Annotated in this window: 14 protein-coding genes; 8 read left to right on the top strand and 6 right to left on the bottom strand. The window is 64.1% G+C overall.

Features of this window, described 5'->3' with window-relative positions; all coding sequences use genetic code 11:
• Positions 1 to 90 precede the first annotated feature (90 nt).
• Both ACFVSI_RS02675 and ACFVSI_RS02670 read left to right on the top strand, forming a co-directional pair.
• Entirely contained in the window at positions 91 to 1,548 is a 1,458-nt protein-coding gene (locus tag ACFVSI_RS02675) for an APC family permease (protein ID WP_387819582.1), read from the top strand.
• On the top strand, positions 1,538 to 3,172 hold the full coding sequence (locus ACFVSI_RS02670; protein WP_387819580.1) for an amidohydrolase: 1,635 nt from the start codon (positions 1,538 to 1,540) through the stop codon (positions 3,170 to 3,172). The genes ACFVSI_RS02675 and ACFVSI_RS02670 overlap by 11 nt, the downstream gene beginning before the upstream one ends.
• Before the next feature lie 4 nt (positions 3,173 to 3,176).
• On the opposite strand, the gene hrpB is transcribed toward ACFVSI_RS02670, so the two are convergent.
• From hrpB to ACFVSI_RS02640, 6 genes are all read right to left on the bottom strand, one after another.
• On the bottom strand, positions 3,177 to 5,780 hold the full coding sequence (hrpB, locus tag ACFVSI_RS02665) for an ATP-dependent helicase HrpB (RefSeq protein ID WP_387819578.1): 2,604 nt from the start codon (positions 5,778 to 5,780) through the stop codon (positions 3,177 to 3,179).
• 92 nt (positions 5,781 to 5,872) lie between these two features.
• Positions 5,873 to 6,916, bottom strand: coding sequence for an NAD(P)-dependent alcohol dehydrogenase (locus ACFVSI_RS02660; RefSeq protein WP_387819577.1), 1,044 nt, complete (start codon positions 6,914 to 6,916; stop codon positions 5,873 to 5,875).
• Positions 6,917 to 7,022: 106 nt separating this feature from the next.
• Complete coding sequence (locus ACFVSI_RS02655; RefSeq protein WP_387819576.1) at positions 7,023 to 8,267, bottom strand: RNA polymerase sigma factor; 1,245 nt, start codon at positions 8,265 to 8,267, stop codon at positions 7,023 to 7,025.
• Between the two features lie 36 nt (positions 8,268 to 8,303).
• Entirely contained in the window at positions 8,304 to 8,723 is a 420-nt protein-coding gene (locus ACFVSI_RS02650; protein ID WP_144658720.1) for a YciI family protein, read from the bottom strand.
• A gap of 175 nt (positions 8,724 to 8,898) precedes the next feature.
• A complete protein-coding gene (locus tag ACFVSI_RS02645) occupies positions 8,899 to 9,456 on the bottom strand; it encodes a hypothetical protein (RefSeq protein ID WP_262278487.1) in 558 nt (185 codons plus the stop codon).
• 137 nt (positions 9,457 to 9,593) lie between these two features.
• Positions 9,594 to 10,529, bottom strand: coding sequence for a 5'-3' exonuclease H3TH domain-containing protein (locus ACFVSI_RS02640; protein ID WP_387819575.1), 936 nt, complete (start codon positions 10,527 to 10,529; stop codon positions 9,594 to 9,596).
• 180 nt (positions 10,530 to 10,709) lie between these two features.
• On the opposite strand from ACFVSI_RS02640, the gene ACFVSI_RS02635 reads away from it, so the two are divergent.
• The 6 genes from ACFVSI_RS02635 to ACFVSI_RS02610 all read left to right on the top strand — a co-directional run bounded on the left by ACFVSI_RS02635 (position 10,710) and on the right by ACFVSI_RS02610 (position 20,009).
• Positions 10,710 to 12,644 carry an FAD-binding monooxygenase gene (locus ACFVSI_RS02635; protein ID WP_387819573.1) on the top strand — a complete coding sequence of 645 codons (1,935 nt, stop codon included), beginning with the start codon at positions 10,710 to 10,712 and terminating at the stop codon, positions 12,642 to 12,644.
• A gap of 85 nt (positions 12,645 to 12,729) precedes the next feature.
• Positions 12,730 to 14,028, top strand: a complete 1,299-nt coding sequence (locus tag ACFVSI_RS02630; protein WP_387819572.1) for an SWIM zinc finger family protein — start codon at positions 12,730 to 12,732, stop codon at positions 14,026 to 14,028.
• Complete coding sequence (locus ACFVSI_RS02625; RefSeq protein ID WP_387819570.1) at positions 14,025 to 15,464, top strand: DUF5691 domain-containing protein; 1,440 nt, start codon at positions 14,025 to 14,027, stop codon at positions 15,462 to 15,464. The genes ACFVSI_RS02630 and ACFVSI_RS02625 overlap by 4 nt, the downstream gene beginning before the upstream one ends.
• Positions 15,461 to 16,573 (top strand): AAA family ATPase, encoded by a 1,113-nt coding sequence (locus ACFVSI_RS02620; RefSeq protein WP_387819568.1) that lies wholly within the window; start codon positions 15,461 to 15,463, stop codon positions 16,571 to 16,573. Before ACFVSI_RS02625 ends, ACFVSI_RS02620 begins: the two co-directional genes overlap by 4 nt.
• Complete coding sequence (locus ACFVSI_RS02615; RefSeq protein ID WP_387819566.1) at positions 16,570 to 18,816, top strand: DUF5682 family protein; 2,247 nt, start codon at positions 16,570 to 16,572, stop codon at positions 18,814 to 18,816. Before ACFVSI_RS02620 ends, ACFVSI_RS02615 begins: the two co-directional genes overlap by 4 nt.
• Positions 18,813 to 20,009 carry a VWA domain-containing protein gene (locus ACFVSI_RS02610; RefSeq protein WP_387819564.1) on the top strand — a complete coding sequence of 399 codons (1,197 nt, stop codon included), beginning with the start codon at positions 18,813 to 18,815 and terminating at the stop codon, positions 20,007 to 20,009. Before ACFVSI_RS02615 ends, ACFVSI_RS02610 begins: the two co-directional genes overlap by 4 nt.
• The last annotated feature ends 72 nt before the right edge of the window (positions 20,010 to 20,081 follow it).

The raw sequence follows: 20,081 nt of genomic DNA, 5'->3' as shown, positions 1-20,081 counted from the left end.
CCGGTCACAAGGCCCTACGATAAACGAAAGCCTTTCGCTTATCTCTCCTTCTCCCCCTGAAAACCTCCCCCACACCCCCATAGGATCCCCATGTCTGACCTAGAAACCCGACCTCCGGCAGCCGAGGCCGGAAATGGGCTGAAACGGAACGCCATCGGCACCGGCGGAATCGCCTTTCTGGTGATTTCCGCAGCAGCCCCCTTGACCGTCATGGCCGGCGTGGCCCCGGTAGCCATTGGTATCGGGGGCATTGGCGCCCCCATGGGTTATGTCATCGCCGGTGCAGTGCTGCTGGTTTTTGCCATTGCCTTCATGGCGATGACCAAGCACGTCAAAGCCGCCGGCGGCTTCTACACCTACATCACGCTGGCCATGGGCAAGACAGTTGGTCTTGCCTCGGCAATCCTCGCGATTGTCTCGTACAACTGCCTGCAGATCGGCGTTTACGGGCTCTTCGCTGTCCAGACCCAAGCCATGCTCCAGACTCTTTTTGGCTTGGACGTTCCCTGGCCCGTGGTAGCACTGGCTGCCATTGCTGCCGTCTGGTTCCTTGGGTACCGCGGAATTGATGTCGGAGCCAAGGTCCTGGGCGTCCTGCTCATCGCTGAAACGGCGATCCTCGCCATCATGGGCGTGGGCATCCTCGCCCGTGGTGGCGCCGAGGGCATCAGCTTCGACTCCTTCTCCCCGGAGCACGCGTTCACGCCCGGCGTACTGGCCATCCTCGCCATCTGCTTCGCAGCATTCATGGGCTTCGAATCAACGGTGCTCTACCGGCGGGAAGCCCGCAACCCGGACAAATCCGTCCCGCGGGCCACCTACATCGCGGTGGGATTCATGTCTGTTTTCTACGCCTTCATTGTCTGGACAGTGATCCAGGCCTACGGAAACGGAAACGTCGTAACTGCCGCCGGCGAACTTGCCGACGGGATGTTCTTCGCCACCATCAACCAGTACGTGGGCCCTTGGGCAGAGGTGGTCATGTACCTGCTGATCGTTACGAGCGTGTATGCCTCGCAACTGGCCTTCCATAACGCCATCAACCGTTATGTCTACATGCTCGCCAAGGACGGCATCCTTCCCTCGTTCCTGGGCAGGACCCACCCGAAGTACAAGTCCCCGCACCGTGCAGGGCAGATCCAGACTGTCCTGGCCGCCGTCGTCATCCTCATCTGCGCCATCGCCAACGCCGACCCGTACAAGCACCTGTTGATCTGGGTCAACACGCCTGGAATCGTGGGCATCGTGGCCCTGCAGGGGCTGGTGTCGGTAGCCGCTTTCATGTACCTTCGCCGGAATCCCGGCGCCGTGACCAACCGCCTGCTTGTTCCCGTCAGCATCGCTTCGGCCGTCCTGCTGTTCGGGGTGGTGGCGTTGATCGCCATCAACATCGAACTCCTCACCTTTGCAGATGCCCTTACCAACACGATCCTCCTGACCGTTACCCCAACCGTTTTCCTTGCGGGCCTGCTGATCGCCCGCCGCCTTCGGATTGCCCGCCCCAACGTCTTTGCCCGGATTGGAAGCTTTGAAACCCATGACTCCTGACCTCATCGTCCTCGCCGAAACCATCCACACACTCGATGACCAGGATCGGGGCGAACCCATCCAAGCCGTCGCCGTCACTGACGGAACCATCACCGCCGTCGGTAGCCGTGAGGACGCGCAAGGCTGGCGCGGTTCGGGAACCCGCGTGGTGGACCTCGGCAGCGCGACGCTGACGCCGGGCCTGGTGGATTGCCACATCCACCCGGTGTTTGGCCTGGACCTCACCGTGGGCGTCGACCTTTCCGGCGCTTCAACGCTTGATGACGTCCGCTCGCTTCTCCGCTCACAGGCAGGGAACGACGACGACTGGTTGCGTGGGTGGGGCCTGAACCCGAACGCTTTCGGAACGGTGCCCATGAATCGCGGTGTGCTCGATGACGTCAGCGGCGGCAAACCGGCGCTGATCCGCTTGTTCGACGGCCATTCCGCGATCGCCAACAGCCGGGCGTTGGAGCTTGCAGGCGTGCACGGCAGGCACGAATTCGAGCAGGCTTCGGAAGTGGTGTGTGACGCTGACGGAGTTCCCACCGGCTTGCTGCTCGAAGCCGCGGCCATGGAACTGGTGCAACGCCACATTCCCCAGGAGTCCTTCGAGCGGCGCAAAGCCAGGCTGAGTGAACTGTTCCGGGACTTCGCGAGGTCAGGACTCACCGGCGGCCACATCATGGACCACAGCGAGGAATCCTCAGAACTGTTCCGGGCGTTGGAGGCCGAGGGCGAGTTGCCCCTGAGGTTGCGGTCTGCCCCCTGGTGCATGCCGGGCACCAACGAAGACGATTGGAAGGATCTCGCACGGAGCATCGGCTCCGGCGGACGCCGCTGGTCCGTTGAGGCCATCAAGCTCTTCGTTGACGGAACGGTGGACAACGGAACCGCCTGGCTCCATGAACCTGACCTCTATGGCGAATCCACCGCGCCGTTCTGGCCGCGGCCCGAGGAATACTCGGACGCCGTCCATTACTTCGCGGCCCGGGGAATCCCGACGGCGACCCACGCAATCGGCGATGCCGGGGTAAGCCATGTACTCGATGCTCTGGAAAGCCTTCGGGCAACTGTTCCGGCCGACGTCCTGAACCGGACCGTCCACAGGATCGAGCACATCGAAACCGTCCCCGACGAGCTTGTAGCGCGCTTCAAGGGTTCGGGAGTGGTAGCGAGCATGCAACCGACCCATTGCACCCACTACTCACTGGCAGACCACAGCGACAACTGGTCCACCCGGCTTGGTCCAGCCCGCGCTGACCGTGCGTGGAGGTGCAGGGACCTTCGAGAGCAAGGCGTGGTACTTGGCATTGGCTCGGATTGGCCGATCGCCCCGTTCCAGCCCTTGCCGATCATGGCAGATGCCCGCCTGCGTCGCCGTTCGGGACACCCCGAGCAGGAGCCCATTGCACCCGCCCAGGCCCTGACGGCGCTCCAAGCGTTGGAGGGTTACACCTCCCACGCAGCGAAAGCCGCGGGATTGTGGGATGTCTCAGGCTCCATCACTGTAGGCAAGCGGGCTGACTTCACAGCCTTCGAACTGGACCCGCTCAGTGCAGCGCCGGATGAGTTCGCTGCGAGCAGCGTGCTGGCAACATTCGTGGACGGGGACATCCAGTTCCTTCTGGACCGGACGGCCTAGCTGCTCACATCCGGTTCTTGGTCCTGGCCGTGGCAGGCGCGGTCCATGGGTCTTCGGGCCAGGGATGCTTGGGGTAGCGTCCACGCATCTCTGCCCGGACCTGGGAATAAGGCCCCGACCAAAATGACGTGAGGTCGTCGGTGACGGCCAGCGGCCGTCCGGCCGGGGACAACAAGTGGAAAAGAACGGGCACCCTGCCATCGACCAGCCGTGGTGTGCTGTCCCAGCCGAAACACTCCTGGAGTTTTACCGCCACAACGGGACGGCCGCCGTCGTCATCCGCGTCCGGATAGTCAAGGCGTATCAGCGAACCGCTCGGTACCTCGAGGCGTTCGGGCACAAGCGCTTCCATGCGGCCGGCCTCCGGCCAGGGAAGCAGACGGCGCAGTGGTTCGGCAAGGCTGATGGCCGACGCAGCGGTTCCGCTGGCCATTGCTTCCAGTTCCGCCGCCAGCCACTCCTCCAGCCTGGACAGCAAAGCAGCCTCCCCGACATCAGGCCAGGGAGCACCAAGTTCCCGGTGCAGCAACGCCATGCGCCGGCGCAGCGCATCAGCGGCGGGAGACCAGCTGAGCGTGGAGAGTCCTTTTGTCGCCAAGACATCGGCGACGGCCTTGCGTGCGGAGTTGGGGTCCGCGCGGACCGGAGTGGAGGACAGCACGATGGCACCCAGCTTCCGCTCTTGGCGGGCAGTCACCCGGCCGTGGTCAAAAGTTGCGGTGACCTCGCGGGTCAAGAGATGGGGAGCCGCGGTTTCGGCCAGTTCCGCCGCCAGCGGTGCAGCAGCGCGGATCACCGCTCCCGTGCCCGCAGTGTCGCGGCCCTGGGCACGTGACACTTCAGCAACTGCCAACCATTCATGGCCGGACAGGGGACTTCCGGCCGGCAGTCCCGCCCGCGTACCCGAGGTCAGCAGGTAACTGGCCGGGCCGTCGCCGGGAACACGCTTGGCGATGCGGTCCGGGTACGCCAGTGCAACCACGAAACCAGGCGCTTCGCCTGCCGTGATCCGGTGGCCTTCCTCAAGAGGCACGACGGCGGCTGCCTCCTGCCGGGCGATGGAATCCATCCGCTTCAGGTCCTCGGCGAAGCGCCGGGCGGCGGGATCAGTTCCGGAACGCAGGGTCGACAGGAGTTTGGTGATATCCGCCCCGGGTGCCCGCTGGTCGCCGGCAACGAGTGCTACCGTTTCAGCCGCAGCCCGCCTGCCAACAGCTGCGGATCCATCGAGCAGGGCCCGGGCCAGACGGGGGTCTGCGGGGACGCGGGCCAACACTTTGCCCAAGGCGGTGGCGCTGCCATCGTCCGCGACGGCACCCAATTCCCTCAGCACTTCCATGGCGTCCGTCATGGCGCCAGCTGGCGGGGCGTCAGGCAAGGCAAGACCACTGCCTCCGGGCGCACCCCAACAAGCAAGTGCCAATGCAGCGCCCGTCAGGTCGGTGGCCAGGATTTCCGGGGTCTGGTGCGCAGGGGCCGCGGCGAGGGACCGTTGGTCATAGCACCGGACCACGACCCCCGGTCCCTGACGGGCCGCCCGGCCGGCACGTTGGGCCGCCGACGCTTGGGAGCACGATACAGTCACCAGGCCGGACATCCCGCGGGCGGCGTCGCGTCGCGGTTCGCGGGACAACCCCGAGTCGATGACCAGCCGGACACCCGGGACGGTCAGCGAGGACTCGGCCAGGGACGTGGAGACGATGATACGAGGTGCCCCTCCAGGCTCGCGTCCGGAAACTGCCCGGTCCTGCGCCGCCGGGCCCACCTGGCCGTGCAGCTCAAGAACCTCAACGTTCCCTGAAACCACTGCACGCAGGCGGGAGGCGACGTCGGATACTTCACGGACACCGGGTAGGAAGACCAGGGCATCGACGTCAGGGTTGTCGGACAAGGCCGCCTCGTGGGCCGCCGCAGCGGTCCGGGCGACGTGATCCAGGAAAGAACGCGACACACCCCGGTCGTCCAAGCGTTGTTCGCGGGCGGGCTGCCACCGGACATCCAGGGGGTGCAGGGCGGAAGGGCAGTCGACGACGGGGGCCGGCCCGCCGTCGTGCGCGGCACCCAGCAAAGCGGCGAACCGCTGGGCGTCGAGCGTCGCGGACATGGCAACAAGCGTCAGGTCTCCGCGAAGCTCACGCACCTCCGCGAGCATACCCACGAGAAGATCGGATTCGAGGCCCCTCTCGTGGACTTCGTCGAGGATCACTGCGTGGACGCCCTCCAGGCCTGGGTCATTGAGCAGACGGCGCAGGAGAATCCCCGGCGTGACGAACTCGACCATTGTCTGGGCGCTGGCCTTGTTCTCGCCCCGGACCGTGTACCCGACCCGGCCTCCGAGGGGGGTCCCGTCCAAGGACGCGAGGCGGCGCGCGGCAGAACGGGCAGCTACTCGGCGCGGTTGGGTGACGAGCACGCGTGGCTGGCCGGGATGCCGTTGGTCGATGAGATTCACCAGCAGCGGGGGCACCAAGGTGGTCTTCCCCGTACCGGGAGGGGCCTGCACGACCACCGCACCGCCGTCGCCCTGCTTTGTCAGCTGCGCCGCAAGGTCTTCGATGGAGTCAGCGAAGACCAAGCCCCGGCCGATGGTGTCCAGTCTGAAAGTCACTACACCATTGTCCCTTTTCCGGGATGAACGAAGTCCGGGGAAACGGAAAGGCCGCGCCCTTGAAGGGGCGCGGCCATTCGGGTAGTTGAGCCTTAGCCGATGGTTGAGGCGTCGATGACGAAACGGTAGCGGACGTCCGAGGCAAGAACTCGCTCGTAGGCATCGTTGATCTTGTTGGCCGGAATGAGCTCGATCTCGGCACCCAGGCCGTGCTCGGCGCAGAAGTCCAGCATTTCCTGGGTTTCGCGGATGCCGCCGATCATGGAACCCGCAAAGCGACGGCGGCCACCGATCAAGGCGAAAGCGTTCACCGGCAGCGGTTCTGCAGGAGCGCCGACGTTGACCAGCGTTCCGTCGAGCGTCAGCAACTGAAGGTAGGCGCTGATGTCGATGGATGCGCTGACCGTGTTGATGATCAGGTCAAAAGTACCGGCCAGCCGTTCAAAGGTGGCAGGATCGCTGGTCGCGTAGTAGTGGTCCGCACCAAGCTTGAGGCCATCCTCCATCTTCTTCAGCGACTGCGAGAGGACGGTCACCTCCGCACCCATGGCGTGGGCGATCTTGACGCCCATGTGGCCCAGGCCGCCCAAACCTACGATGGCCACCTTCTTGCCCGGGCCCGCACCCCAGTGGTGCAGAGGGGAAAACGTCGTGATGCCGGCGCAGAGCAGAGGAGCGGCGACGTCGAGGTCCAACCCTTCCGGGATCGTCACTACGAAGTCTTCGTTCACCACCACGTTGCTGGAGTAGCCGCCCTGGGTGATGGTGCCGTCGCGGTCCACCGCACCATACGTTCCGACATTGCCCTTGAGGCAGTACTGTTCCTCGCCGGCCAGGCAGTTCTTGCACTCCTTGCAGGAGTTCACCATGCACCCGACGCCGACGCGGTCGCCGACCTTGTGCTTGGTGACCTCGGTGCCAACCTCCGTGACGATGCCAGCAATCTCATGGCCAGGGACCAGAGGGTACTGCTGGGGACCCCAGTCACCGCGAACAGTGTGGATATCTGAATGGCAAATGCCGGCGAACTTGATGTCGATGTGGACGTCGTTCGGGCCAACCTCGCGTCGTTCAATGGTGGTCAGGGTCAGGTCGCCCGTGGCCGAGGGTGAAGCAAAAGCGGAAGCGGTAGGCATGTTTCTCCTGCGTGTTGGACTAAATCTGATATTTACATCTAACACTCTCTGGCTGGGCGTTAGGAGTTAACGCTGTTAGGGGTACTGGCAGGGACCCCCTTGGCACTCACAAAAGTGCGATTTTCCGCTCCAGAGCAGTCCGTTCGGCGGCGTTCGAACAAAGATCGAGTGCTGCCTTCAATGCCTCCACGGCCTCCGCACGACGGCCCAGCCTGGCCAGCAATTCGCCGCGTACCGTCGGCAGAAGATGCGATCCTGCCAGCTCGCCCCTGCCCGCCAGCGAATCCACGAGCTCCAGGCCGGCAGCTGGCCCGGAAGCCATGGCCAAAGCCACTGCACGGTTAAGCTCGACGACCGGTGACGGTGCCAGGGAACCCAATGCCTCATACAGAATGGCGATACGCTCCCAATCCGTCTCCGCCGCCGTCCTTGCCGCCGCATGGCATTCGGCAATGGAGGCCTGCAAGCCGTAGGCACCCAATCCCCGCCCCGCCGCGACCGCCGTCGAAAGTGCCGCGCGGCCGCGCCGTATCGCGGACTGGTCCCACCGCCGTCGGTCCTGGTCTTCAAGGAGGACAGGATTCCCGGCAGCGTCGACCCTGGCAGGGAACCGGGCGGCCGTCAATTCCATCAAGCCCAGCAGACCGAAGACTTCCGGTTCAGGACTCAGCCGGACAAGGACACGGACAAGCCGCCGGGCTTCGGCAGCAAGCTCCGTCCTCATCCAGGAATCCCCCGCTGAGGCAAATGACCCCTCAGTAAAGATGAGGTAGAGCACCTGGAGCACGGATCCCAGCCGCTGGGGAATTTCTTGGCGCTCCGGAACGGCGAAAGGTATGTGGGCTGCTGCGAGGGTCTTCTTGGCACGCGTGATGCGGGCCTGGATGGTGGGAACAGAAACCAGGAAGGCCTTGGCTATTTCGTCGGTGCCCATGCCCCCTACAACCTTCAACGTCAGGGCAATGCGTGCTTCCTTGGACAGCACCGGATGGCACGAAATGAACATCAGCGCCAGGACGTCGTCATCGATCGCGTCAGGGTTGAACAGTGTGTCCGTGCCCGGTACCTCCTCGGAAAGACCGTGGGCCAGCAGCGCGTACTTTTCGTCCTGGACCGACCTTCTCCGGAACGTATCGATGGCTCGGCGCTTACCAGCCGTCATCAGCCAGCCTGCAGGCTCGCGGGGAATGCCGTTGACGGACCATGACACGATCGCTTCCGCGAGTGCCTCCTGGGCAAGGTCCTCAGCAAGGGCGAAGTCACCGGTGTAGCGGGCAAGGGCGCCGACGACGCGGGCAGATTCACTGCGCCATACCGCTTCGACGGCGGCCCTTGCCTCGTTACTTCTCACGTCCGTCGCCGTTGCCTAAGCCAAGCGGCCAGATGCTCAGAGTTGTCCGGTCTGCTCACGCCAGGCGCGTTCCTTCTGAATCCACTCGTTGTCCTGCGGGAACTCATCGATGCTGGTGACGCGGCGGATCTCGGTCTTGGTTCCGGCCGTCATGGGCGCCCGTTTGGCCCATTCCACGGCTTCCTGCTTGGAGGCGACGTCGAGGATGTAGAAGCCGCCGAAGAGTTCCTTCGTCTCCCCGTAGGGGCCGTCCGTGACAACCGGGGTTTCACCCGTGAAGTCCACCACCACTGTTTCTTTGGCGTCGTCCAGGCCCTCAGCGGCGAGCAGCACCCCTGCCCGGATCAGTTCGTCGTTGAATTTGCCCATCGCTTCAAGGACGTCGTTGAAGTCGATGTTCTCAAACTTGGCGTAGGAATCGTCATCTGCCCGCATGATCAACATGTACTTTGCCATCTGGATCAATCTCCTGTGTCGTGGAAAGCCGCCCTTCGACCTTCTCACCCATAGGTCGAACAGTGCGAGGACAAATCGACAACGCGTTCGAAAAACTTTTTCACGGCAACGCAAAGGATCCCTTGGATGCTTCCAAGGGATCCTTTATGCCCGCCCACAGAGGGGTCAGAGTCGGCTAGCGGCCGCCGCCTCCAATGACGCCGGCCTCAACGGCCTTGGTCACGGCATCAGCCTCTGCCTGGGTGAGTTTTCCGTCCGTTACGGCCTTGTCGAGCCGGGTCTTAAGTGCGGCGGCACGTTCAGCCTGACCCTCGGAGCGGATTTCCTGCAAAGCGGTGGTGACCTTGGCTTCGTCAACACCCAGTGCTGATGCGAGCGACTTGGCCAATGCAGCCTCGTGTGCCGATGGGTCCGGCTTGGTGCCCTCGGTTCCTTCGGTCGGCGGCGTGGTCGGCTTGTTGGCTTCACGGAAAGCCTTCAGGGCGTCAGAGACCTTGGTCTCGTCGACGCCGAGCTTGGTCGCGAGTTCCTGAGCGATCTTTCCGCCGTCGCGCCCGTGACCGTGACCGCCCGGCTTTCCGGCGTGGTCGGATGGCGTGGTGGCATCGGCAGAGGATGTGGCGCTCGGTGTTGGCGTTGTGGCTGCTGTAGCCATGCTGGTCACGCCCAGTCCGGCGCCCAAGGCCAGCGCTCCGGCTGCGACGCCCAGGGTGATTCTCTTGGTTCTCGACATGTACCTCTCCTCGATCCGTTGCTACGGGTGTTGTCTACGGGACGGCCCAGTGCACCGTCCTCTTAACACGTTGAGGGACCAACCCCAGACTTGGCTGTCCGAAAGCTATGACCAAGCTGTGAATCGAACCGAGGCAATCAGCGGAAGCGGTCAAAGGCTTCAAGAAGCCTGGCGACGGAGCCGCCCAGGTTCCATTCGCTTGCGAGCCGTTCCAGTTCGGAGCGCGCGTCGCCCGTAATGGGCCTCAATTCAGCCCCTGCCTCGTCGAGGCTCGGCACCTTCAGGTCACGGACGACATTGACGACGGCGGGTGCCACCTTCAGGTAGTCGGCCGCCCCTGAGAGTTTGGCGCGGATTGAAGCCGACAACCCGCCGTCGGGATCTTCTGCCGCCTCCAGCAGCCCCTCCAGCGAGCCATGCTCCCCAAGCAGGGCGGCCGCCGTCTTTTCCCCGATACCCGCCACCCCGGGAAGCCCATCGGAGGCGTCTCCGCGGAGGGTGGCGAAGTCAGCGTACTGCTGGGGCAGGACCCTGTATTTGCCGACAACGACGACGTCGGTGACCACTTCGAGGTTCTTCATGCCCCGTGCCGTGTAGATGACCCTGACATCACGCTGGTCATCCACGAGCTGGAAGAGATCACGGTCGCCTGTCACGACGTCGGTGGGGATCGTGGCGAGACTGGCGTAGGTGCCCACCACATCATCAGCTTCATGTTCGTCCGCGCCCACCACGGCTATCCCTGCCAGATCCAGGACTTTGCGGATCAGGGGGATTTGCGCCTCGAGCGGGTCGGGGACTTCTTCGACGTCGGGACCGTTCGGCACGAATTCCGCAACGCGGTGCGCCTTGTAGCCGGGGATCAGGTCAACACGCCACTGGGGGCGCCAGTCGTTGTCCCAGCAGGCCACAAGGTGCGTGGCTTCGTAGTCGGTCACGAGGCGGGCGATCATGTCCATCAAGCCACGCACGGCGTTGACGGGAGTCCCATCGGCGCGCTTGATGGAATCGGGTACACCGTAGAAGGCACGGAAGTACAGAGAGGCAGTATCCAGGAGCATCAGTCGCGGCATACCTGATCCTGACACGCTTCGGAACAAATCCGCAGGAAGTGAAGGCTGTTGGGGCTAACCCGCGGGCTGGCTTGAACCGTGGTGTGAGCCGCATTACGATAATACGAGCGATAATAGAACAGGTTGTTCTATTATCGAACACATGCTAGCCATCAGCCCACAAAGAAGTGAGGAAAGCCCGTGCAGTTCCACCACCACGGTTATGTTTCAGGTGACCCGCGGGTCGAGCCCGCTGCCGGCGTCGGAATTAACCGACCAACCGAGCTCCCGGACGAAGTCGACGTCCTCATCGTGGGCACCGGCCCTGCGGGGATGCTGACGGCCGCCCAGCTGGCTCAGTTCCCTGACATCACCACCCGCATCGTTGAACGGCGGCCCGGCCGGCTGGCCATCGGGCAGGCTGACGGGATCCAGGCCAGGAGCGTGGAGACGTTCCAGGCCTTCGGTTTCGCTGAGCGGATTATTGCGGAGGCGTACCGCATCACGGAGATGGCGTTTTGGAAGCCGGACCCGGCGGACCACTCAAAGATCGTGCGCAGCGCCCGCGCGGTGGATGACCCTGCCGGGATCAGCGAGTTCCCGCACTTAATCGTGAACCAGGCCCGCGTGCTGGACTACTTCGCCGAGTTCGCGGCCAACTCCCCGGCCCGGCTCAAGCCGGACTACGGTTACGAATTCGTGGGTTTGACGGTCACTGGCGAGGGCGAATACCCCGTGGAGGTAACCCTCCTTCACACCGCCGGGCCCCTTGAGGGGCAAGAGCGCATGGTCCGTGCCAAGTACGTCGTCGGCGCCGATGGCGCCCGCAGCAAGGTCCGTGAATCCATCGGCTGCCACCTGGCCGGAGACCAGGCCAACCATGCCTGGGGGGTCATGGACGTCCTGGCAGTGACTGATTTCCCGGACATCCGGACCAAGTGCGCCATCCAGTCAGGCTCCGGCGGCAGCATTTTGCTGATCCCCCGCGAGGGCGGGCACCTGTTCCGGATGTACGTGGACCTGGGCGAAGTCGCCCCCGATGACCACGGGGCGGTTCGGAAAACCACGATCGAGCAGATCATCGCCAAGGCCAACGACATCCTGCACCCCTATACCTTGGATGTTCGCAACGTCGCGTGGCACAGCGTGTACGAGGTCGGGCACCGCCTCACGGACAGGTTCGACGACGTCCTGCCCGAGGAGCGCGGAACCCGCACCCCCCGGGTGTTCATCACCGGCGACGCCTGCCATACCCACAGCGCGAAGGCCGGGCAGGGCATGAACGTGTCCATGCAGGACGGGTTCAACATCGGGTGGAAGCTCGGCCACGTCCTGGAAGGCCGGTCCCCGGAATCGCTGCTGGACACCTACTCCGACGAACGCCAGGTGGTCGCGAAGAACCTGATCGACTTCGATAAGGAATGGTCCACCCTCATGGCCAAGAAACCTGAGGAGTTCAAGGACCCCACCGAACTGGAAACCTTCTACACCAGCACCGCGGAGTTCCCCGCCGGGTTCATGACCCAGTACGCACCCTCCATGGTCGTCGCCGAAGCTGCACATCAGGTGCTCGCCACAGGGTTCCCCGTAGGCAAACGCTTCAAATCCGCACCAGTACAGCGGGTCTGCGACACCAACCCCATGCACCTGGGCCACCACGCCAAAGCCGACGGCCGCTGGCGCATCTACGTCTTCGCCGACGCCGCCCCCGCAGGCGTCGCCGGCCCGGTTGCGGACTTTGCTGAGTGGCTGGCTTCCGCAAGCGATTCGCCACTGGCAGCGACGCCGTCGAGCCTTGACCGCGACGCCTGGTTCGACGTCAAAGTCATCTACCAGCAAGACCACACCGGCGTGGACATCAACGCCGTTCCCGCTGTCTTCAAACCCACCGTCGGCCCGTTCAAACTCACCTACCTCGAAAAAGTCTTCGCCACAGACCCCGGCAACGACATCTTCGACGCCCGCGGCCTCAGCCGCGACGGCGTCATAGTCGTGGTCCGCCCTGACCAGTACGTCGCCAACGTCCTGCCGCTGACAGCGACGGCTGAACTCGGCGAATTTTTCGCGGGGCTGCACTCAACGGCGCGGCCCGAAGCCGCACCAGCGCAGGCAAGCCTGGTGAGTAACCAAGCGTGAGTTCCTGATACATGCCGGGGAACCTTTTGAGGGTTCCCCGGCATGTGGCGTTAAAGTGTCGGAGCCGTCAGGCAGAATGAACCTCATGGGGCGTTGGAGCGAAGAGAGAGTCATCAGTGCCGCTCCTGACGCATCATCACTGGCTGCTGCGCGCAAGCTCGCGCACCCCGGGCCGTGGTCGGAGTCGGGCAGCAGCGATGTTTTGGTGTGGGGCAAATGCCAGGGCAGCGGCAAAACGCCCTATCAGGTGAGCGTTGACGTTGTTGCCCCTGCCTACCGGTGTTCATGCCCGAGCCGTAAATTCCCCTGCAAGCACGCCTTGGCGCTGCTTCTGCTGTGGGCCCGCGGCGAGGCAGCCGGGTCCGGAACCGACACCGCCGATTTTGCCCAGGAATGGGCAGCGCAACGGGCCGACAGGGCATCGGCCAAGGAGCGGCGACAGACCGGTCAATCTACGGATCCCGAGGCACAAGCCAAACGCCTTGCAGCACGGCTGGAGCTGATGGATGCCGGGATGGCCGACTTTGCCCTCTGGCTGACCGATGTCGTGAGAACCGGACTTGCGGCAGCACGGAAGCAACCGTATTCGTGGTGGGACGGCGTGGCGGCACGCCTGGTGGATGCCCAGCTCCCCGGAGTGGCCGAACAAGTGCGGCAGATGGCTTCGGATGTTCATGGGAGAACTGATTGGGCTGATCATCTGCTGACGACCCTCGGGCGCTGGTGGGCCCTGACCAAGGCATGGGCGAAGAAGGACAGTCTTGCCCCCGATGAGTTCGCCGATCTCAGGGCAGCAGTCGGCTGGGCCACCCCATCGTCCGAAATCCAGGAGTCGGAGTCCTTGCCGGGACCGTGGCTCGTCCTGGGTGCGCACAGAAGCGACGACGGCCGCCTCCAGCAGCAGCGGACCTGGCTGAGGTCACCCGAGGGAACTGTCGTCGTCGTTCTTGATTTTGCAGCGCAGGGCCAAGGCCTTGCCACCCCGCAACTCTCCGGCGCCCTTCTCGAGGCGACAGTGGCCCGCTACCCGGGTTCGGCACCTCAACGCGCCATGTTCACCAGCCCAATCAACCCCCGGGGTGTGGCAACAACGCTAGGCGATGGCTGCACCATCGCCCAAGCCCTTGAGAACGAGTCCATCGCGGTGGCAGCTTCGCCCTGGCGGCTCCGTCACCCGGTGCTGTTGGCCGGCGTGAAGGTCAGTCCGGAAGGCAGCGGCTGGATCTACGACTCCCCTGGCCATGCCCTTCCGTTGGTTGACGCCCCACTTGATGCGCTCCTGGCTCTTACGGGGGGCCAGGAAGTGGACCTTTTTGGCGAGCTGGAGGACGGACGGATCCGTCCGTTGACCGTCGTGGTGAATGAGACGGTGGTGACACCGTGAACTGGACTGACGAGCTTCGAACAACTGCACTGGTGGGAACCGGCCGCCATGAGGCTCCCGACCTGCCCGCTGAACTTGGTGTCGGTGCCCCTGAAGGCTTGTCACGGGAAGAAGCCCTACTTGGCCAGGCCGCGCTGGCGGACATGGTGAGCCGGGCGGCACGGACGCCGGCCCCCTTGGCGTCCGGGCTTCAGGTGGTTCCGGCCCCACCGGACGACGAGCCGCAAGCAACAGGCGAAGCGGCACGGCTCTTGGAACTGCTGCTCAATCAGCCCCCGGTGGGACTCGAGCTCAGGAACCAGCTGCTGGTGGACTGGCTGCGCCTCGCAGCACAAACACGACGTCGGGTCCCCCACCGATTGCTTCCGGCGCTGTTCACGGTGGCCGGAAACACGTCGTCGGTCTTCAGAGTATTGGAGCCTGCCATTGGGACACGAGGGCGTTGGCTTCAAGACGTCAGCCCATCGTGGTCCGCACGGTCGGAACCACGACAACCCCCGCGCGCTGACCCCTTGGCGGACCCCGCGACGGATACCCCAGGGGACCCTGTGGCCACAGCCCGCGAGCAACTGTCCACGCAATGGGGTGCTGTCAGTGCCCGGACGCGCGCGAACCATATGAAACTCCTTGCCGTCGACCTACGCGCGGAGGACGAGGCACTGTTGGAGAAGGGCTTGGACGACAAAGCCAAAAGCGTGCGGGAAGTTGCCGCAGAGCTGTTGGATCGGCTGCCACACAGTGCCCGTGCCCACCGGATGGCCACCAGGCTCCGGTCGTTGCTGCACCTCAAGGGATTGCTCAACAAGCGCTTCGACATCGACCTTCCACCGGATCCGGATGCATCAGCGGTGCGGGACGGAATCGCGCCGAATCCACGCAATGGTGAACCCGACCGCTTGGGAAGGCTGGAGACCATCATTCGGGGTGCACCGTGGGATGTATGGACTGCGGTTTCGGGCCGGGGTCCGGAAGCGACGGCAGCCCTCCTCAAAGACGAGCCGCGGATTCTGGAAGCACTGACCTCAGCCGCCGCCGTCCGCAAGGACCTGGAGTGGGTCCGGGCCCTGCTCACTGTCAGGACCGATAGCCGGTTGCTGCATTGCCTGCCTGCCGGGGAGCGGGAACGCTGGCTGGAACGGCATATCCAAGCAGGCGGAGAAGAGCCCGTCGCCTTGGCCTCTTTACTGCGCGCCCTCCCCCAGCCATGGGGTACTTCGTTGGCAGAGGCAGTACTCACGGTTGTCTCCGGCAAGGAGGGCGGCCGTTTGGCGTCGATGCTCTCCGATGTCCTCCCCACGGCACTGCCTTCAGAGTCCACCGCGACGTGCCGGCGCTTGTTGGAGCGGACTGACGACGACGCCGGCCGGCGTCGGGTTCTCCGCGACGCCGTCCAATACCAATCATTCAGACAATCCTTGACGGAGGCCTTCCGATGACAGATCCACAGAACGGAACCGATGTTCTTCGCGCCCACGCAGAGAACGCGTTCGCAGATGAACTCAGCGCATTGGCCGCTGTTGACGACCGCCCCCGGCCGCCCAGCTGGCAGCTCTCGCCATGGGCTGTCACCAAGTACATCCTGGGTGGAACACTGGCCAATGGGACGCAGATCACCCCGAAATACCTCGGTTCTGAGCGACTCGTGGAAGTCGCCGTGGCGTCGCTGGCAACCGACCGGGCCCTCCTGCTGCTCGGCGTTCCGGGAACGGCCAAGACCTGGCTCGGGGAGCATCTGGCGGCAGCAATCTCCGGTTCGTCGACGCTGGTGGTTCAGGGCACCGCTGGAACACCGGAAGAAGCATTGCGTTATGGATGGAACTACGCGCGTTTGCTGGCCGAAGGCCCATCCAGGGCCGCGATGGTAGCGGGACCGGTCATGAGGGCCATGGAAACGGGAAGCCTGGTGCGGGTGGAAGAATTGACGCGCATTCCCTCCGATGTACAGGACTCCCTGATTACCATCCTCAGCGAAAAGACCCTGCCTATCCCGGAACTGAATGAAGAGGTACAGGCCCGGAAGGGCTTCAACGTCATCGCCACAGCGAATAACCGGGATAAAGGCGTCAACGACCTCTCGTCGGCACTTCGACGCCGGTTCAATACCGTGGTTTTGCCGCTACCGGACAGCATCGACCAGGAAGTGGAAATCGTCACCACACGCGTCCGCAGCCTGGGCGAGGCACTGGAACTGCCCGCGGATCTGGCTGCATTGTCGGAGATCCGGCGGGTTGTCACTGTGATGCGGGAATTGCGGGCAGGTGTGACGCAGGATCAGCGGACCACCATCAAGTCGCCATCAGCCACACTGTCCACGGCCGAAGCGATCTCCGTGATGACCAACGGACTCTCCCTGGCAGCACACTTCGGTGACGGCACGGTCAGGGCCGACGACGTTGCGGCAAGCCTTGTGGGCGCCGTCGTCAAGGATCCCGTTCAAGACCGTGTGATCTGGCAGGAGTATCTGGAAACCGTCGTCCGCAACCGGCCCGAGTGGAAGGACCTCTACCGGGCCTGCCACGACCTCGAATCCGCCCGCCGGACATGACAGACGTCCACATCCTGGGTATCCGGCACCACGGACCAGGTTCGGCCCACTCGGTGTCCGAGGCCTTGGGATCGCTGCGCCCTGACCTGGTGCTGGTGGAAGGGCCGCCGGAACTCGACCAGGTCATTCCCCTTATCAACGACCCCGACATGCTTCCGCCTGTTGCAGGGCTTATCTATGCGGTGGACGAGCCCCGGTTGGCTTCGTATTACCCCATGGCCGCCTTTTCGCCGGAGTGGGTGGCCATCCGTTGGGCCCTGTCCACAGGCACGTCTGTCCGCGCGCTGGACCTGCCTGCCGCGAATTCCTTGGCCTTGAGGGCCGCTTCCGAAGCAGAAGCCGTCAGCCCGGCAGAGCAGGGGTACCGCCCCGACGCCATCGGAATTCTGGCAAACGCAGCCGGCTACAGCGATGCGGAGCGTTGGTGGGAAGACGCTGTGGAGCACCGCAGTTCAGACGCTGCCGAACGCTTTGAGGCGCTCATCGAGGCGATCAAGGAGATCCGGGCACTGGATGATCGCCCGGAAGACCATCCGGACGTCGTCGAAAACAACCGTCGGGAAGCGGCCATGCGACGTATTCTGCGGGCCGCCATGCGGGAGGGCCATGAACGGATCGCCGTCATCTGCGGTGCCTACCATGCCCCTGCCCTGGTACCGGCGGACTTCCCGTCCTCCGCAGCAGACAACAAGGTCCTGTCCGGCCTCCCCAAAATCAAGGTGTCTGTCACATGGGTTCCCTGGACCTCGGACCGGCTCAGCCTGGACAGCGGATACGGAGCAGGTGTTGCAGCACCAGGGTGGTACCAGCACCTGTTCTCCCATTGGATGTCCAAGGATCTTGCCGGCGATGTCGCCACCACCTGGCTGGTCCGGGTAGCCCAGGCCTTGCGGGAGCAAAACCTGGATGCCTCCACCGCGTCGGTGGTGGAGGCCAGCCGCATGGCCACAGCATTGGCGGCAGTCCGTGGCAGACCGAGCCCTGGACTCCCCGAACTGGACGACGCCGCGCAGGCAGTCCTCTGCGACGGCTCTGCTCTTCCTCTGGCCCTTGTACACCGGGACCTCACCGTTGGATCCGAGCTGGGAAGCGTTCCTGACTCCGTTCCCACGCTTCCTCTGTTCGCCGACCTCACCGCCAACCAGCGGAAGCTGCGCATGAAGCCAAGCGCAATCGAGGAGGTCATGGTCCTCGACCTCCGCAAACCGAACCAACTGGCCCGTTCGGTGCTGCTGCATCGCCTGGCACTAGTGGGAGTGGCGTGGGGCGTGCCGACAGAAACTGGCAGGACCACAGGCACTTTCAAAGAGGCGTGGAAGCTTCAGTGGAGGCCCGAGCTTGCCGTTTCGCTGGTTGAAGCGAGCAGATACGGCACCACCGTTGCCTCCGCCGCGGCAGCTTTCGTCTCCGAACAAGCCCAGGCCGCGGAAGGCCTGCCTGCAATGGGTGCCTTGCTGGAAGCGTGCCTCCTGGCCGATCTCCCCGATGGCATAGCCGGGGTCGTCACCGCCTTGGCCGCCCGCACGGCACTCCAACAGGACGTCCCGCCCCTGCTGGAGACCATCGCTCCCCTGGCCCGCACCTGCAGATACGGAAATGTGCGTGGTGTCGATATCAGGGATGTCCGGAAGATCCTTGAGGCCACCGTGGTACGGGCCTGCGTGGGACTGCCGACAGCATGCGCCGGGCTCGACGACGACGCCGCTGCCACAATGCGTCAAGCCATCGATTCGGCCCAGGACGGCATGACACTGGTACCTGAACTGTCGATGGTCGATTGGCATGCTGCCTTGGGCGCCGTAGCGCACTCGGACAAAATCCACGGTTCCGTAGCCGGTCGCGCCACCCGCCTGCTGATGGATGCCGGGTTGCTGGGCGGGGAGGATGTCGCGGCGGGCCTGAGCCGGCGTCTGTCCGTCGCGACGCCTGCACCGGAGGCTGCCGCGTGGCTGGACGGGCTGCTGTCCGGTGACGCCACGTTGCTGATCCACGACCCGAGGCTGCTGAAGCTGGTGGATCAATGGGTGGAAGGAGTCCGTGACGACGTCTTCGAGGACGTGCTGCCGCTGCTGCGCAGAACATTTTCAGCTTTCAGCCGTCCAGAACGCCGGGAAATCGGCGAGCAAATAAGCCGCGGTACTCCCTCGGGGAACGATGTCCGCGATGGCGTCATGGACTTGGCCGCGGCGCGGCCCGCACTGGAGACGATGGCGCGAATCCTGGGTTGGGAGGCCGTAGCGTGAACGATGTTTCGAACCACGCTGTTGAGGCCCGCGATCGGTTGAGCCGGTGGCGGTTGGTGCTGGGCGGTGATGACGCGGACGGGATCTCAACGGACGACGGCGGACAGGTCCAGTTATCGGACGATGACGCCCGACGCGACCAAGCCTTGGAGGCTCTCTACGGCGATGGCTCCGGCCGGCGGGGCGGCATGGCTTCTTCGAGTCCGCGGGTAGCCCGCTGGCTCGGGGATATCCGTGGCTATTTCCCATCTTCGGTGGTCCAGGTGATGCAGGCTGACGCCATGGACCGTCTTGGACTCCGGCACTTGCTCCTGGAACCGGAAATGCTCCGTACCGTGCAAGCGGACATCAACCTTGTCAGTACCTTGGTGGGCCTTGGCAAGGTCATCCCGGAAGCGTCAAAGGAAACTGCGCGGTCAGTGGTACGCCAGGTCACCAAGGAACTGGAGGACCGGCTCCGCGCCAAGACCGTTCAAGCAGTTTCGGGAGCGTTGAACCGCTCGGCCCGGACCCGCAGGCCACGGCACCGGGACATCGACTGGAACAGGACCATCGCGGCCAACCTCAAGCATTACCAAGCCGAATACCGGACAGTAGTGCCGGAACGGCTGCTCGGTCATGCCAGGCGCAGCACTGAGATCCAGCGGGAGATCATCCTTTGCATCGACCAATCCGGCTCCATGGCCGAATCGGTGGTGTATTCAAGTGTTTTCGGCGCAGTGCTTAGTTCGCTTCCCGCGGTGAACACACGGTTGGTTGTCTTCGATACCGAGGTTGTTGACCTGACAGACGATCTCGACGATCCCGTGGATGTTCTTTTCGGTGTGCAGTTGGGTGGCGGCACGGACATCAACAGGGCTCTGGCGTACTGTCAGGGGCAGATCACGAAGCCCACAGAAACCATTCTCGTGCTGATCAGTGATCTTTACGAAGGCGGCATAGCCGAGGAGATGCTGCGTCGAGCGGCGTCAATTGTCGGCGGCGGAACCACCATGATCGCCCTGCTGGCGTTGAGCGACAGTGGTCACCCGTCATTCGATTCCCAACACGCTGCGGCGCTGGCCGGCATCGGAGTCCCGGCTTTCGCCTGCACGCCGGACCTGTTTCCCGAAATGATGGCAGCCGCCATCGAACGCCGGGATATCGGCGAGTGGGCCGCCTCCCAGGACATCCCGACAAGCCACGAAGCGTAAACAGCAACCACGGATCTGGCGGCGGCAGGCAATCGGCGCGAGAATGGGCACGTGGTCCTTCCACGTGCCCGC

This window comes from Paenarthrobacter sp. NPDC057981 (assembly GCF_042886835.1).
In the GTDB taxonomy this organism is placed as follows: domain Bacteria; phylum Actinomycetota; class Actinomycetes; order Actinomycetales; family Micrococcaceae; genus Arthrobacter.
This window is presented reverse-complemented; position numbering and strand designations above follow the sequence as displayed.

Excerpts from the sequence above, each read along its gene's own strand:
- ACFVSI_RS02675 (WP_387819582.1), top strand. The coding sequence starts at position 91 with ATGTCTGACCTAGAAACCCGACCTCCGGCAGCCGAGGCCGGAAATGGG.
- ACFVSI_RS02670 (WP_387819580.1), top strand. The coding sequence starts at position 1,538 with ATGACTCCTGACCTCATCGTCCTCGCCGAAACCATCCACACACTCGAT.
- ACFVSI_RS02660 (WP_387819577.1), bottom strand. The coding sequence starts at position 6,916 with ATGCCTACCGCTTCCGCTTTTGCTTCACCCTCGGCCACGGGCGACCTG.
- ACFVSI_RS02650 (WP_144658720.1), bottom strand. The coding sequence starts at position 8,723 with ATGGCAAAGTACATGTTGATCATGCGGGCAGATGACGATTCCTACGCC.
- ACFVSI_RS02645 (WP_262278487.1), bottom strand. The coding sequence starts at position 9,456 with ATGTCGAGAACCAAGAGAATCACCCTGGGCGTCGCAGCCGGAGCGCTG.
- ACFVSI_RS02640 (WP_387819575.1), bottom strand. The coding sequence starts at position 10,529 with ATGCCGCGACTGATGCTCCTGGATACTGCCTCTCTGTACTTCCGTGCC.
- ACFVSI_RS02630 (WP_387819572.1), top strand. The coding sequence starts at position 12,730 with ATGGGGCGTTGGAGCGAAGAGAGAGTCATCAGTGCCGCTCCTGACGCA.
- ACFVSI_RS02620 (WP_387819568.1), top strand. The coding sequence starts at position 15,461 with ATGACAGATCCACAGAACGGAACCGATGTTCTTCGCGCCCACGCAGAG.
- ACFVSI_RS02615 (WP_387819566.1), top strand. The coding sequence starts at position 16,570 with ATGACAGACGTCCACATCCTGGGTATCCGGCACCACGGACCAGGTTCG.